Source organism: Vibrio cincinnatiensis, from assembly GCF_022113815.1.
GTDB lineage: Bacteria > Pseudomonadota > Gammaproteobacteria > Enterobacterales > Vibrionaceae > Vibrio > Vibrio cincinnatiensis_A.
This window is the reverse complement of the sequence record NZ_SGOM01000001.1, coordinates 480,198-494,020: the sequence shown is the minus strand read 5'-3', so window position 1 is coordinate 494,020 and position 13,823 is coordinate 480,198. Positions and strand designations below refer to the sequence as shown.

The window sequence follows — 13,823 nt, the reverse complement described above, 5'->3', positions numbered from 1 at the left end:
ACTTCCTCTATTTCATTGCATGACCAAGAGATTGAAGATAAGCAATGATGGCGTCCATCTCTGTTTTACCTTCTAATTCTTTTGGTGCATTGGCAATTTGTTCATCGGTATAAGGCACACCAAAACGGTCACGGAATAGCGTCATTTTCTGCTGGGTATGCTTATGACTTAGTGTATTTTTTGCTAACCATGGAAAGCTTGGCATATTGGACTCAGGCACCAACTCACGAGGGTCAAGCAGATGAACTCGATGCCACTCGTCTGAATAACGTCCACCGACTCGAGCAAGATCTGGCCCTGTACGTTTTGAACCCCATAAGAACGGGTGTTCCCAAACACTTTCACCAGCGACCGAATAATGTCCATAACGTTCAGTTTCAGAGCGAAACGGGCGAATCATTTGGCTGTGACAAACATTACATCCTTCACGAATATAAATATCCCGGCCTTCTAATTGCAAAGCTGTATATGGACGTAGATTCTCCACCGGTTCATTTGTTTGCTGCTGGAATATTAGTGGGGTAATTTCCACCAAAGCCCCTAAGCTAATAGCAAAAACAATTAAAATAGCCAATAAGCCGACATTGCGTTCTACAATTTCATGGCGATTTTTAGAATTACTACTCATTCTTTCAATCTCCTTAGGCCGGCTGAAGAATAGCTTTTAAGCTATCTTTAGGTGCAGTAATGGTTTTATAAGTGTTATAAGCCATTACAAACATGCCTGATAAGAAAATGAACCCACCAATAAAACGCACGGTATAAAATGGGTAGGAAGCTTGCACGGATTCAACAAAGCTATAAGTAAGCGTGCCATCAGAGTTAACCGCTCGCCACATAAGGCCTTGCATGACACCCGATATCCACATCGCAACGATATACAATACTGTTCCTATGGTGGCTAACCAGAAATGGGCATTAACCAACCCCACAGAAAACATTCGTTCTTGGCCAAATAGGCGAGGAATCAAATGATAGACAGAACCAATCGATACCATAGCAACCCAACCTAAAGCTCCGGAGTGAACATGCCCAATAGTCCAGTCAGTATAATGAGATAACGCATTCACGGTTTTTATCGACATCATTGGCCCTTCAAACGTTGACATCCCATAGAAAGAGAGCGAAACAATCAAAAACCGTAAAATTGGATCATAACGTAACTTATGCCAAGCACCTGATAATGTCATAATGCCATTAATCATTCCTCCCCAAGAAGGAGCAAAAAGCACCAGAGACATCACCATGCCAAGTGACTGAGTCCAATCAGGTAGGGCTGTATAATGAAGATGGTGAGGCCCAGCCCAAATATATAAAGAGATCAAAGCCCAGAAGTGAACAATCGATAAACGGTACGAGTAAACAGGACGTTCTGCTTGTTTTGGAACAAAGTAATACATCATTCCTAAAAAACCTGCCGTTAATAAAAAGCCCACGGCATTATGTCCATACCACCACTGCACCATGGCATCAACAGCACCTGAATAGATGCTATATGACTTCATCATCGACACTGGGATGGCCATACTGTTCACTATGTGTAACACCGCAACGGTAATGATAAATGCACCAAAAAACCAGTTTGCAACATAGATATGCGAAGTTTTTCGCTTAACAATAGTTCCAAAAAAGACCACGGCATAAGCTATCCAGACGATAGCAATCAAGATATCGATAGGCCATTCTAACTCAGCATATTCTTTACTCGTGGTGTAACCTAATGGTAAGGATATGGCCGCCGCCACAATGACCGCCTGCCATCCCCAAAAGGTAAAAGCCGCTAGAGGGCCACCAAAAAGACGAGTTTGACAGGTACGTTGCACAACATAATAAGAGGTTGCGAATAGGGCACTCGTACCAAACGCGAAAATTACCGCATTTGTATGCAGAGGACGTAAACGACTATACGTCAACCACGGCGTATCAAAGTTGAGCTGTGGCCATACTAATTGAGCGGCTATCAAAACCCCCACAGCCATACCGACAATACCCCATAGAATGGTCACAAGGGTAAATTGGCGAACGACCGTATAGTTGTAGTTTTGTTTAAGCTGCTGTTCTTGGCTCATTTGCATGCTTCCAATTTCTCATTAACTACACTTTACTTCCAACACGACTCATGTCGTAATGCCACCAAGTTCACAATAAAAACAATGATTATCAAACCCTTAAAATTATTGCTGGCTTTATAAAAAGTGGCATTTTCCGAACGCAACTATACTGCATTTAACAATTCAATGACAGAGTTGTAACCTTGCTATTGTTCTGGGTTTGCTTTTTTATTTAAAAAGTTTGAAGTTTGTCACACGGAGAACATAAAGTAATGCCATCAGAAACACTTACAAAATACAGGCTTGTTCAAATAATCGTCACTTTAGCGATCTTACTTATTGCTTTTATTTGGCGAACCGCAACATATGGTGACGTTGTCACCATGAATTGCATACCAGAACCTAAATGTTCATTAATTGTAAATGAGATATCCATAACTATCACAAAAAGCAAGGGAATTTATGATGGTTATATCGTTTATCCAATAAATAAAGAATGGACAATCAAGCCAAAAGGAAAAACCATTAGAAATGGTGATGCATGGCTAGTAACCAATAGCGCAACTGAGATACAGATCATAGAGTTAGGCATTAAAATTCAACTTTTACAAACTAAATGAGGATAAAAATTATCATCTAAACCAAAGATCATGTATAACAAACCAAGGACTTTTTAAGCATATTTTCAGATGCGACTCATTACCGCCCATACTCACCGATTAGCACCGATACAGGCTATAGACCAATTGAAGGAAGAGATCAGTAGAGAAGGTTTATCTAGTCTTATCTGCTATTACTCCGAAGAATATTATAGTCATGAAATACAACATGCACTAACTCAGGCTTTTCCCACAACACCTTTTATTGGCTGTTCATCTTGCTTAGGGGTTATGACTGATAAAGGTTATCATCCAGGCCCAGTCATTGCTCTTATGGGTATTTATGACTCATCTTATAGTGCTTATGGTACAGGGCTAGTTGATCTCTCTCACTGTAGTGATTATAAAAAAGCTACACAAATCGCGCTTCAACAAGCATTAACTGCTTCTCACCGTGTTGGTGAAGTGCCAAGCCTGATTGTTTTACATTCAACACCTGGTAATGAAGAGCTCTTTATTGATGCGATTGATGAGACATTTGGGACTCAAGTGCCGATTATCGGCGGTAGCTCAGCGGATAATAATATCCAAAAAAAGTGGTCGATTATCACTCAAGACGGGTGGAGCCAGCATGGCATTGCCATACAACTTTTCTTTCCTTCAAAACCACTAATTACTGGGTTAAGTGCTGGCTATTCACCGACAGAATTTGAAGGAACGGTCACACAAGCAGTAGGGCGGTTCATTGAACAAATTGATGGAGAACGAGCCGCTGATATCTACAAGGAATGGATTAGCGATCATTCAGGAATACAAATTAGTGATGATTACCTTTTCCAACATGTTACCCGTTTCCCTTTAGGGCGTATTGCAGGTTATGTCCATCAACAAGCCTACTATAAGCTATCACATCCAATTCGAATGACACAAAATGGAGCACTGGAATTGTTTTCAACCATCAAGGAAGGTGAGGCGATCACATTAATGACGGGTTCAAAAGAACAATTAGTCAATCGTGCTTCAAAAATGATTAAAGATGTGAGTACTCAAAATTATCATGAATCTCTTTTGCTTGGAGCAATAATTATTTATTGTGCAGGACCAATGCTGCGATTAGGTAGTGAAATTTTGACGGTTTACCAGCAACTGGCGAAACAAACACATGGTCAGCCTTTTATCTGTCCCTTCACTTTTGGAGAACAAGGCCGATTTGTTGGCGGTGAAAATGCGCATGGTAACTTAATGATTGCCTCGGTTATTTTCTATGAATCAGAATAATGATCAATGATGGAACAAGATAAAATTGAACAGTTTAATGAGATGCTGCTTGAGCTTGAGCGGAGTAAAGAGCGAGAATTCAGATTAGCAGAAGAGAACCGGGTCATACTAACGGCAATTTCAGCTTTAGGTCATGCCGAAAACAAATATCAGATATTCGACGAATTACAGGATGTCTTACATCGATATATCAAATTTGACGATTTTGTTGTTATCTCAAAACTCAAAGAAAAGGGCTCTTTTTCTACCTTTCTTGCATCAAATCAAGCTTTCCAAGATAAGAACTGGTTGAATGGTGATAAATTTCAGCGGGTATTAGAAGGTGAGTGCATCATTCTTTTTGAGCCGATCAAACTAGAAGAATTTCATGATCTTAATCCTTTTCTTCAAAACCAAATCAAATCTGCACTCTTTACTGGTATTCGAACACAAACAAGCGACTCTATTTTATTATTACTAGGTAATAGGAAAGGGCAGTTTAGTTTAGAAACAAAAGCGACACTGCAACGTTTTCGTCCATTACTTGAACGAGCCATCAATGATATTGAACATAAAGAAGAGTTACAACGTCTCGTTGAGTTGAAAACACGTGAGCTAACGATCGCACAGCAGCAAGCAGAACAAGCCAATCAATCAAAATCTCAGTTTCTAGCGATGATGAGCCATGAGCTAAGAACACCACTCAATGCAGTATTAGGTTTGATTGATATCTTGCGTAAAGAGTCAAATCGTTATCAACAAGATCTGCTCGAACAAATGGAAGACTCAGCAGAGCTGTTATTGGTCATTATCAATGATATTTTAGATTTAAGCCGAATTGAATCAGGTCATTTTAAGTTACATTGTCACTGGGTGCAGCTTCATAAACGTTTAATGCATGCACTTGAATACCACCATAAAGCGGCTGAAACCAAAGCCATTCACTTTAACGTTAGAACTTCAATTTGTGATCATTATGAATATTGGGTTGATCCTGTTCGACTGATTCAAATTTTGTTCAATATCATAGGTAATGCCATTAAATTCACTCATGTTGGCCGAGTCGATGTTTCATTAATCACAGCACGAGACCAATTGCTGATTGAAGTAAAAGATACGGGCATTGGTATTGAAAAGCATCGAATTGAACATTTATTTTCACCTTTTATTCAAGCAGATAGCTCGATCACTCGTAATTATGGTGGTACTGGATTAGGATTAGCCATAACAAAGCATCTTGTTAGTCTAATGGGGGGAGATATCTCTGTACAAAGTGTCCTTGGTGAGGGAAGCCAGTTTACCATTACCTTACCTGTTGAATCTCGTCTTAGTAAAGGTACAAATATTCCTTCATCTACAAACACTCAGCTAGATAAATCTGAACAAAGATTAATAAATAAAAATATTCTAGTTGTAGAAGATACAAAAACAAATCAAGTGGTCATTCAGTTGATTTTATCCCAAATGGGTTACAATGTAACAATTGCTGATCATGGTCATCAAGCCATTGAATTGGTAAAGAGTGATGATTCCTTTGATCTCATCCTTATGGATATCTCTATGCCAATCATGGATGGTATCCAAGCAACAAAACAATTACGAACCAAGAATATTCAAACCCCAATCATCGCTCTCACCGCGCATGCCATGCAAAGTGATCATCAAATATTTCTAGAAGCGGGTATGAACGATGTCATTTTAAAACCAATACGCAGTCAAGAATTACAACGCCTAGCTCAATTTTATTTACAGCTGCATGAACCAAACTAATAATGTTATCAACAATAATTAGCTTAATTGGTCAGTGTCAGTAATGACACAATTAAGCTAATTATATACTTTATGGTAAATAGATTATGTTGAATTAAAATTTAGAAATGATGGAAGGTTATTTCAACGTCTCTTAAACAACAATTATCCAAACCATTATTTAACATAACCTACATAATGCGCACTCATTGATGGGTTGTTTTAGAGCGTTCTATGCCATTGTTTTCTTTAAACCAATGTCGATTGGCTTGTCTTCTAGTGGCTCGATTATCATACCAAAGCGTTTTAACTCTAAGCCACCAAAGTTGTTTACCACATAACTTGAACTGTGCGGCGTGTATGTTCCAGCGGCGTACGGCTCTTGGTCTTTCTCAAGCGTCAGCTTCATTTCTATTGGGAACTTACCGCCTAGATGTGCGTACGCGATTTGTTCGTAGATCGTGCGACCAGGTTTGTCATCTTTACTTGGGATGCTACGAGTTTCTACTCGAACGTTCTCTGGGAAGATTTCGATTTTAAGCATGGCTGATTTCCTTTAAGCGATTGCCCTGAACGGCATGATGTTAGATTTCTCGACAATTGGTAATTGATACCAGTCCGGAATACTAAGTGATTGAACCTCTATAACTTCTGAACGTTTGAGTGTCGGACAGATTCGAGTTACATCGAACGGTAAAGCTATATCGATGCCGATACTTTTTAGTCGTGGTCTATGCACATAATACTGGCTGTTTTTCTCGATTCTCTGTCCAAGTTGCCACATCAACGCGACACTTTGAGATGCATTTGCGGCTTGTCTACTTTTTACGATCCCTTGTTCAAGTAATTGATCTGATATCGATTTATGCGTGTCATGAGTTGCTGTTAGTGTTTTCATAATGTTCTCGAGATCTTTTATGTGTTCAATGAAGTCTTGTAGTTTGGTTTTTCCATAAAATTGTAAGTTGTATCGCTTTAAATGCTTCTGGCTTAATTGGTGTTCTTCTCGAACGACACCATGTTGTTCGCAGTATGAGATGAGTTTTTCCACGTAATTCAGTTGTTCTTCTGATACACCGTCTTTTTTCCGTTGATCTTTTCTCAAGTGGTTCTTCAACTCGTGGGCTTTAGCGTAGATTTTGGATAGTTTCCAAGACCGTTTTCCCCAGTAACAGCTCGTAAAGTCTGGATAAGGAGCCGGTATTCTGCTGCGGCCAAGTGTTGTCGACGACATCGCCCGTATAAATGTGACTTCTCTGCCCTTACCTACTTTATGGTTTCGAGTCCAGTCTATACGTGTGATTTCTGCTCCATTACCAATAAGGCGAGGTTTCTTATCTTCTGGTGTTTGTCCGAAGTAAACCTTTGTATTTGCAGTAAAAGGTGGAAGATTAAATTTAGCTAAGATGTGGTTGTAGATATCGATACAGTCATCTAGAGAACGGAGTCCAAAAAGGTTATCCATGCGTTGCCATCGTGACGGATTACCTTCGATTCTGACTGTGAATCCATCACAACGAACTTTTAACGTTGTGCTAAATGAACCTTCAAGACCCTTTGTTTTTACGAATGATGAAAGACGTTCGCCTGTTTCAGAGTCGATTTCTTCCATGACACTTTTACCCACGAGCGGTAAACCACCCTCAGGATAAAACTGCTGGACTGATAGCCAATCAATGAAGAAATCTAGCACTCTCAAAAACCTGTCAAGTATATAAATATGTATTTGCATGAATACTTTTATTTACTCTAACATAGAGGTGTAGAAATGTGTATGTATAATTAAATTAAGGTTTACTTTTATGGTTAATATGATGATTAAAGATGTACTTAAATCGGCTAGGAATGAACTTAACCTAAGTCAGGAAGAAGTTGCAGAAGCAATTGGGATTACCAAGCAAACGTACTTGAAATGGGAGAATGGAACGACAGAACCTAAAGCCACTCAAGTGGTACAACTAAGTAAGGTTCTGAAGGTATCACCTAATGAAATATGTACAGGTGTCCGAAATGAGCGAATGGATCTTGAAGAATTCATTCTGAATATTGCTCTCGCTAAAGTACCTAATGAAATTGTCACCATGTACTCATGGAAAATGATTCCAGATCATGCAACATTCTTTAGTCGAATTAGAGGTTTAAGTGAAGACGAATATTACTCCGATTACGGTGAAGTTAGCTCTACAGAAGCTAAATTCAGAGGTGTGTGATTCCGGAAGTCCGGAGTTAGTTCGGGTATAACAGGAACCCGAACCGCTTTGCGGTCAAAAAAGCAACACGGCAAGTTATCCAAAAATGTCTCAAAATGAGACAAGGGTACATGCGGCTCCCTGCTCTCCTTAATCCTCCTCCCCAGTCTGGTCGTCGTCATTCGTCGTTTGGTCGCCAAATACACGTCAATAGATAGAAGAACGGCGACCGCTGATTTAATGCAGATAGGGGAAATTCCGCTTCCTCGTAAATATTCGCGTAGCGAAATTTACTTGCGGCGAGCGGTTGAGGTTAAAAAGCAGGGATTCAAATGCGCATTATGCAAGTTATATTACGGGCTTCGCTTGTTAAGCGATTCTCTTTCCTAAGCATCACGGCCAGCGTTGCACTGGCCGGATTTAGCTAAGTCTTTCGCCCACTCTTAACGGCTCTCAGGCCAAAGGCAAACCCTCAACATAACTCATATCCATAATGCGCACTAAGGTGTTAAGCTTTAACATTTTGCTATTTTTAGCTGTATCAAGAAATTATTTATTTAAATTCAGTCACTTATATTGAGCATTCTAGTTAATAACACGGTTCAAATTGATTCTAATCGCTCCACTATTGATTTAGCAATTTTATTCGAAATGTTGACCTCTCAATACCCTTCGGTATTGCCAAACAAAAAAGCCCTATCAATAGGAAAAAACTATTAAACAGATTTCAAAAATGAGAGTTGTATCACGTGGACGATTTAGCATTTAAGACGTTATTTTGGCGAGAATTCAAAAGTATTTGGCGCAGGAGCCGATTATTTTCACGTTGAACCCATCACAGTTAAGCGTTGGTTATCAGGAAAAAGCCCCATCAATCCGATGGCCGAAAAGCTGCTTATCATTAAAGCATTGGGCTATCTTCCCAATGATATTCGCTGGCAAGGCTTTCGCATTGACGAACAAAGAGCCGTGTTTATCACGCCCACTGGCCGCGAATTTTCTCCCACCGAGCTGGAATCCTTTGCTTATCATAAAGATGAATATCATCAACTGATTGCGTTACATGGTCACATTGAGTACCCGCGTATTATTCCTGCCAAAGAGAACGTGTTACCATTTCGTGGCGGGCGTAGAATGAAAGCCGCACCGTGGATACCCACCAAATTTAAGTAATGATAAAGCCCGTAAAATACGGGCTTTATCATTTAATTCATTCGTTATAATGGGACTGAACCCCATATAGCGCCAGTATCACTAGACATAACACCCGCTAAATAGTGGCTCCCTCCGTATAAAGCTGTTGCCATGACTCCTGTATATTGCCCGTCCAGACTGCTATCTGCACAATTTTCAGCTTGAGCGGTAACATCAAAATACGCTCCGTTTCGGCTCATTGTTCCAGAAATGAAACATCCGGTGTTAATCTGAAATGCACCATTCAAGGCCACTGTCCAGACGCTCCCATCAATACTATTGGTATGTGTTCCAGCAATATTTAATAGTGACAAGCTGTTATCCGTTTTTTTCATGCTGTACAGATAGGTTTGATTTTCTACAACTGCACTTAATGTGACTACATCATCATTAAACAAAACAGAGCCTGCTAAAGCTTCATCATAGACCCATGTTGATAAATCAATGTAAGTTAGACCTTTAATACTTAAACGGTTACTGCTCACTGTTGCTTTATGAGAAACAATAATAGCATTGTTTAAAAAGTCACCTACGATTATGTTTTCATTAGGTCGTTGACTATCAACGACCATAAAAACATGGTCGTTAGAATTGGCATATAACCCATTGTAAGAAAATGAATCCGATTCATCAGAGCCGCCACCGCCGCCACATCCACTTAGCGCCACTGAAAACATTGACGCAATCGCAAAGGTATAACCCATTTTTTTAGTAAATTTCATTATATTCCCTAATTTATTTCATGATTAAATAAATAAGCAATTGTAATGAATGGTTAATCAGATTATCCACGATAATTCCTAATAATTGGGGCGCTGTTCTCTAAACGAGTGATTCGTTTATCCATTTTCTCCATCATGAGTCGTAACCATTTAACATCTGTTTTTAAGGTTACTCCAACACCAATCCCACTACACAAAGCACTCACCGCAGCCACTATAATGGTTTGGTATTCGCCCATTACTTAATCGTTTCCCATAGGCCAAGAAGTACCGGAACGGCTGTACCAATGACTCCACCATATTTTATCCCATCATCGCTAATGGCAGCAGTTAAAAGCTCAGGCTGACCAACGGCAAGCGCAACCCCCGCCCCAATTAATGCCAAGCCTTTTCTTGTTGAGGGTTGGCTCAGGTCTACTCCCCATTTGTTTAAATATGATTTCATAGCAATTTCCACTCGTTCAGTTTTTTTATGGTATAGGCTGCTATCACAGCAGCAATAACAGTTATGACAATTCGCTTGGATTCAAGCGAAATTGGTATCAATCTTACTGCTGCTTTTGAGAATGCGGGGTTTACGGTGAATACTGTTACTGCTAACCGACTGAAGGATAATTTTTTCATATTCGAAGGCGGTGATTTTAGTGCTTTAGTGAAGGCGGTCTCTACTTCAAATAATACCGCCCTATTGTCACGGCCTAATATGTTGATCATGGATAGAGAGCACGGTTATATCACCGTCGGTCAAAACGTCCCTTTCCTTGTTGCGTCTGAAGTCACAAGCGGCGGCAATTCTATTCAACGTATTGAGCGCCGTGACGTTTGAGGTTGTTCCCCACATCGTTGCTGATAAAGTTGTACTGACAATCAATCAAGAATCCAGCACAGTAACAAACAGTACCATCGCATCCGATATCATCACAAATAAACGCACGCTTACGACTACTGTGATACTAAGAAATGGAGAAACTATCGTATTGGGTGGCTTAATCTCGAGTGAAAAGCGCAATGTAGAAAGCGGAGTTCCTGTTCTAAAAGACATTCCTTTGATGGGCGATCTCTTTCGTTCTACGTCAACGAATGACGTTAAGAAAGAGCTTAAAATGATAATAAAAACAACGTTGTTATAGTTTTAATTTAAGGTCGAAAGTCATGGATAAATGGGCGTCTTTTTGCACATTTATCTATGGCTTTTGAGCAGACAAGCGGTGGCCATGCTAAGCATGTTGATCATGTAAACACCGCGCGTCAGTTATCTCAATGGGTTAAATGATTGCATTTTGCAACAAATTGTCGCATCATATCGGCATTGAATAGACATAATGGAGAAACAATTATGGCAACTAGTGTAAGGCTAGATGACGGTTTTGTCTCACATGCTAAGGTTCACGCTGAAGCGGAAAACCGCTCTCTGCCTAAACAAATCGAGTACTGGGCTAAAATTGGGCAGATAATGATTGATAACCCTGATTTATCCTATGAATTCGTGCATGAGACTTTGCTTGCGACTGAAGAAATCAAACAGGGACTAGCAAAACGATATGTTAGACGAACCGCAAGAAATTGATGTTTATGAAACCCCTCGTTTTACAAAAGCGTTGGCTAAACTGTCGGATTTGCAGTTAAAAGTCGTAGAAGATGAAATTGATAAACTCATTTGTGATCCTGAGCTAGGAGAGCAAAAAAAAGGAGATTTATCACATCTTAGGGTTCATAAGTTTAGACTTGAGAATCAGCAGGTTCTTTTAGGCTATTCTTGGCTTGATAAGAAATTAGAGATTTACTTACTTCAACTTGGTAGTCATGAAAATTTCTATCGAGATATGAAGTCAAGCCGTAAAAGAGATTTAAAGTTAATTCAATGATAAAGGGGCTTAAAGCCCCTTTTCTTATGCTTTCAACTTAGCGATTGCTCTCGCATATTTGAGTAGCTTTGCTTTTGTTTTAATGTCCTCTGTCGATTCTATTTCAACGAGTGCGATTCCGGTTAGGATTTGTTGCGGTGTCACTTTTTGTCCCGTTGGTAATTCGAGCAAATTATTTACAATTTTGAAGCCATACCACGCGTCTAGCGTGCTCAATTTATTCTTTGTTGCTAACCGCATAAGCCGTTTACACTCTGGCGGTATAGTTTTTCCTTTGTCCCATTCTTTGACCATTCTCACACTTTTAAAACAAAGTTTAGCCGTTTCTTTTTCTGTTAACTTGCACTTGAATTCACGAAATATATATTTTGGTCATTTCGCGGTACTTCATTGTCGAAACCTATAAAAGAAGAGGTTTCACTTCTAAGTGATTGATTAGCAACAATTAACGTAAGCAAACATAACGCGCGCTGGGAAAGTGGGGAATTAACCGTCAACATTGTCAGCGTTAACGCTCCGCAACTCATTGATATTGCTTTTAATCCTAGCCCGTTTTGCTTTTTTGCTATGTGTTCCCATAGCTGTTTGATACGTGGGTTTTCGTTGCGGTCTGCGTGGCATCCAAGTAATACTAGTTCTGGGTCGTTCAGGTTTGTTGATAATCGAAATTGACATGCTTTTAACCCCATGCTTTGATGGGAAAACGTTAGATACAACAAGGATATGTAATGAAACGTGAAACAATAGCTTTACATCATGGATACCAACCTGATAATCAAAATGCTGTCGCGATCCCCGTTCACCAAACGACATCATTTAGCTTTGATAATGCTCAACATGCTGCAGATCTATTTGACTTAAAAGTTCAAGGGAATATTTACTCTCGAATTATGAACCCGACTTGTGATGTTCTTGAACAGCGCATTGCAGCCCTTGAAGGTGGTGTTGGAGCCTTAGCTGTTGCTTCGGGTATGGCAGCCATCACCTACGCTATTCAAACCATCGCTCAAACTGGAGATAATATTGTTTCAATTAGCGAGCTCTATGGTGGAACATATAATTTATTTGCTCACACTTTACCAAGACAAGGAATTGAAGTCCGCTTTGCTGATAAAGATAACTTTAATCACATTGCTCAGCTTATTGATAAAAATACTCGTGCCATTTTTTGTGAAAGTATCGGTAACCCTTCAGGCAGTATTGTCGATATTCAAGCTTTAGCCGATATAGCTCATCAACATGGTCTCCCTTTAATTGTTGATAATACGGTTGCCACTCCATTTCTTTGGCGTCCATTTGAGCATGGTGCTGATATTGTCGTGCATTCTGCCACCAAGTATATCGGTGGACATGGGACCACTATCGGTGGATTAATTGTGGATTCAGGGCAATTTCCATGGGCTGAACATGCAGAACGTTTTCCTTTACTTAATCAACCCGATGTTTCTTATCATGGTGTTAATTACACACAAGATATTGGTGCTGCAGCTTTTATTGCCCGAGCGCGCGTGGTTCCTCTTCGTAATATGGGAGCAGCACTTAGTGCTCAATCAGCATGGAATCTTTTGCAAGGATTAGAAACTTTAGCGTTACGCATCGAACGTATTAACCAAAACTGTTTGGCTATTGCTCACTGGCTTTCTCAGCACCCACAAGTAAGTTGGGTTAACTATGCCGGCTTGCCTACACATAAAGATCATCACTTGGCAGAAAAATATATGCAGGGACAGGCATCGGGAATCTTAAGTTTTGGAATCGTTGGAGGTCGAGATGCAGGAGCCCGCTTCTATGATGCTCTGAAATTAATTCTTCGCTTGGTTAATATCGGTGATGCAAAAAGTTGTTCTGCAATTCCTGCTGCAACCACACATCGTCAGCTCAATGATGAAGAATTAAAGGCAGCGGGAGTCTCTTCCGACATGGTCCGCCTCTCTATAGGGATTGAACACATTGATGATTTAATTTCAGATCTTGATCAAGCTCTTAAAGCGTCACAATAATACTTATTACCAATGGCTTTAGCCTTTACTATGTCAAGCTCATCAATATAGTGACAATGTCACTATATTGATGAGCTTTTTCTTTATCTAATATATCTCTATTTAAACGTTTTCTGTACCGTCCTTCCTTCTCATATATAAATGCCACTTGTTTTAACGATTTAGCGAGCAAAAACGTGACAGCGTTTAAATTCAGA

At 39.8% G+C, this 13,823-nt stretch carries 17 protein-coding genes and 2 pseudogenes; 10 read left to right on the top strand and 9 right to left on the bottom strand.

The genetic code is table 11. From position 1 onward, the window contains the following. Positions 1–7: 7 nt before the first annotated feature. Together ccoO and ccoN are read right to left on the bottom strand one after the other, a co-directional pair. Complete coding sequence (gene ccoO, locus EXA13_RS02290; protein ID WP_238131676.1) at positions 8–628, bottom strand: cytochrome-c oxidase, cbb3-type subunit II; 621 nt, start codon at positions 626–628, stop codon at positions 8–10. Positions 629–641: 13 nt separating this feature from the next. Then, a complete protein-coding gene (ccoN, locus tag EXA13_RS02285; RefSeq protein WP_238131675.1) occupies positions 642–2,069 on the bottom strand; it encodes a cytochrome-c oxidase, cbb3-type subunit I in 1,428 nt (475 codons plus the stop codon). A 254-nt stretch (positions 2,070–2,323) separates the two neighbouring features. On the opposite strand from ccoN, the gene EXA13_RS02280 reads away from it, so the two are divergent. From EXA13_RS02280 to EXA13_RS02270, 3 genes are all read left to right on the top strand, one after another. Further along, on the top strand, positions 2,324–2,671 hold the full coding sequence (locus EXA13_RS02280; protein WP_238131674.1) for a hypothetical protein: 348 nt from the start codon (positions 2,324–2,326) through the stop codon (positions 2,669–2,671). Positions 2,672–2,809: 138 nt separating this feature from the next. After that, the gene (locus EXA13_RS02275) at positions 2,810–3,928 is read left to right on the top strand and encodes an FIST signal transduction protein (RefSeq protein WP_238131817.1); all 1,119 of its coding nucleotides are present in this window, start codon (positions 2,810–2,812) and stop codon (positions 3,926–3,928) included. 9 nt (positions 3,929–3,937) lie between these two features. Continuing rightward, positions 3,938–5,677: an ATP-binding protein gene (locus EXA13_RS02270; RefSeq protein WP_238131816.1), complete on the top strand. Its 1,740-nt coding sequence runs from the start codon at positions 3,938–3,940 to the stop codon at positions 5,675–5,677. A gap of 211 nt (positions 5,678–5,888) precedes the next feature. Here the strand turns inward: EXA13_RS02270 and EXA13_RS02265 are convergent, their stop codons facing one another. Both EXA13_RS02265 and EXA13_RS02260 read right to left on the bottom strand, forming a co-directional pair. Further along, entirely contained in the window at positions 5,889–6,200 is a 312-nt protein-coding gene (locus tag EXA13_RS02265) for a G5P family DNA-binding protein (RefSeq protein ID WP_238131673.1), read from the bottom strand. Between the two features lie 12 nt (positions 6,201–6,212). Next, the gene (locus EXA13_RS02260) at positions 6,213–7,388 is read right to left on the bottom strand and encodes a phage/plasmid replication protein, II/X family (RefSeq protein ID WP_238131672.1); all 1,176 of its coding nucleotides are present in this window, start codon (positions 7,386–7,388) and stop codon (positions 6,213–6,215) included. A gap of 70 nt (positions 7,389–7,458) precedes the next feature. On the opposite strand from EXA13_RS02260, the gene EXA13_RS02255 reads away from it, so the two are divergent. After that, positions 7,459–7,866, top strand: a complete 408-nt coding sequence (locus EXA13_RS02255; protein WP_238131671.1) for a helix-turn-helix transcriptional regulator — start codon at positions 7,459–7,461, stop codon at positions 7,864–7,866. 728 nt (positions 7,867–8,594) lie between these two features. Further along, a pseudogene (locus EXA13_RS02250) lies at positions 8,595–9,018 on the top strand (phage protein). A gap of 44 nt (positions 9,019–9,062) precedes the next feature. Here the strand turns inward: EXA13_RS02250 and EXA13_RS02245 are convergent. From EXA13_RS02245 to EXA13_RS02235, 3 genes are all read right to left on the bottom strand, one after another. Continuing rightward, the gene (locus EXA13_RS02245) at positions 9,063–9,761 is read right to left on the bottom strand and encodes a hypothetical protein (protein ID WP_238131670.1); all 699 of its coding nucleotides are present in this window, start codon (positions 9,759–9,761) and stop codon (positions 9,063–9,065) included. 62 nt (positions 9,762–9,823) lie between these two features. Then, complete coding sequence (locus EXA13_RS02240) at positions 9,824–10,000, bottom strand: hypothetical protein (RefSeq protein ID WP_238131669.1); 177 nt, start codon at positions 9,998–10,000, stop codon at positions 9,824–9,826. Further along, entirely contained in the window at positions 10,000–10,206 is a 207-nt protein-coding gene (locus tag EXA13_RS02235; protein ID WP_238131668.1) for a hypothetical protein, read from the bottom strand. Before EXA13_RS02235 ends, EXA13_RS02240 begins: the two co-directional genes overlap by 1 nt. A gap of 75 nt (positions 10,207–10,281) precedes the next feature. Here EXA13_RS02235 and EXA13_RS02230 point away from each other — a divergent pair, with 75 nt between their 5' ends. The 4 genes from EXA13_RS02230 (at position 10,282) to EXA13_RS02215 (ending at position 11,626) form a co-directional block, all read left to right on the top strand. Beyond that, the gene (locus tag EXA13_RS02230; protein ID WP_238131667.1) at positions 10,282–10,587 is read left to right on the top strand and encodes a hypothetical protein; all 306 of its coding nucleotides are present in this window, start codon (positions 10,282–10,284) and stop codon (positions 10,585–10,587) included. Continuing rightward, on the top strand, positions 10,577–10,891 hold the full coding sequence (locus EXA13_RS02225) for a hypothetical protein (RefSeq protein ID WP_238131666.1): 315 nt from the start codon (positions 10,577–10,579) through the stop codon (positions 10,889–10,891). The genes EXA13_RS02230 and EXA13_RS02225 overlap by 11 nt, the downstream gene beginning before the upstream one ends. 206 nt (positions 10,892–11,097) lie before the next feature. After that, positions 11,098–11,328 carry a TA system antitoxin ParD family protein gene (locus EXA13_RS02220; protein WP_158116517.1) on the top strand — a complete coding sequence of 77 codons (231 nt, stop codon included), beginning with the start codon at positions 11,098–11,100 and terminating at the stop codon, positions 11,326–11,328. Further along, positions 11,303–11,626, top strand: a complete 324-nt coding sequence (locus tag EXA13_RS02215; protein ID WP_238131665.1) for a type II toxin-antitoxin system RelE/ParE family toxin — start codon at positions 11,303–11,305, stop codon at positions 11,624–11,626. The genes EXA13_RS02220 and EXA13_RS02215 overlap by 26 nt, the downstream gene beginning before the upstream one ends. A 24-nt stretch (positions 11,627–11,650) precedes the next feature. Here EXA13_RS02215 and EXA13_RS02210 read toward each other — a convergent pair whose 3' ends face one another. Continuing rightward, the gene (locus tag EXA13_RS02210) at positions 11,651–11,920 is read right to left on the bottom strand and encodes a regulator (RefSeq protein WP_346346940.1); all 270 of its coding nucleotides are present in this window, start codon (positions 11,918–11,920) and stop codon (positions 11,651–11,653) included. A gap of 158 nt (positions 11,921–12,078) precedes the next feature. Beyond that, positions 12,079–12,270, bottom strand: a pseudogene (locus EXA13_RS16955) (DUF3693 domain-containing protein); the annotation flags it as partial. 84 nt (positions 12,271–12,354) lie between these two features. Here EXA13_RS16955 and EXA13_RS02200 point away from each other — a divergent pair. Beyond that, positions 12,355–13,626 (top strand): O-acetylhomoserine aminocarboxypropyltransferase/cysteine synthase family protein, encoded by a 1,272-nt coding sequence (locus tag EXA13_RS02200; RefSeq protein WP_238131664.1) that lies wholly within the window; start codon positions 12,355–12,357, stop codon positions 13,624–13,626. Positions 13,627–13,823 lie beyond the last annotated feature (197 nt).

Coding starts and splice junctions, on each gene's coding strand:
- EXA13_RS02265 (WP_238131673.1), bottom strand. CDS start 6,200: ATGCTTAAAATCGAAATCTTCCCAGAGAACGTTCGAGTAGAAACTCGT.
- ccoO (WP_238131676.1), bottom strand. CDS start 628: ATGAGTAGTAATTCTAAAAATCGCCATGAAATTGTAGAACGCAATGTC.
- EXA13_RS02220 (WP_158116517.1), top strand. CDS start 11,098: ATGGCAACTAGTGTAAGGCTAGATGACGGTTTTGTCTCACATGCTAAG.
- EXA13_RS02215 (WP_238131665.1), top strand. CDS start 11,303: ATGTTAGACGAACCGCAAGAAATTGATGTTTATGAAACCCCTCGTTTT.
- ccoN (WP_238131675.1), bottom strand. CDS start 2,069: ATGAGCCAAGAACAGCAGCTTAAACAAAACTACAACTATACGGTCGTT.
- EXA13_RS02270 (WP_238131816.1), top strand. CDS start 3,938: ATGGAACAAGATAAAATTGAACAGTTTAATGAGATGCTGCTTGAGCTT.
- EXA13_RS02200 (WP_238131664.1), top strand. CDS start 12,355: ATGAAACGTGAAACAATAGCTTTACATCATGGATACCAACCTGATAAT.
- EXA13_RS02210 (WP_346346940.1), bottom strand. CDS start 11,920: ATGGTCAAAGAATGGGACAAAGGAAAAACTATACCGCCAGAGTGTAAA.
- EXA13_RS02280 (WP_238131674.1), top strand. CDS start 2,324: ATGCCATCAGAAACACTTACAAAATACAGGCTTGTTCAAATAATCGTC.
- EXA13_RS02240 (WP_238131669.1), bottom strand. CDS start 10,000: ATGGGCGAATACCAAACCATTATAGTGGCTGCGGTGAGTGCTTTGTGT.
- EXA13_RS02235 (WP_238131668.1), bottom strand. CDS start 10,206: ATGAAATCATATTTAAACAAATGGGGAGTAGACCTGAGCCAACCCTCA.
- EXA13_RS02260 (WP_238131672.1), bottom strand. CDS start 7,388: ATGCAAATACATATTTATATACTTGACAGGTTTTTGAGAGTGCTAGAT.
- EXA13_RS02255 (WP_238131671.1), top strand. CDS start 7,459: ATGGTTAATATGATGATTAAAGATGTACTTAAATCGGCTAGGAATGAA.
- EXA13_RS02245 (WP_238131670.1), bottom strand. CDS start 9,761: ATGAAATTTACTAAAAAAATGGGTTATACCTTTGCGATTGCGTCAATG.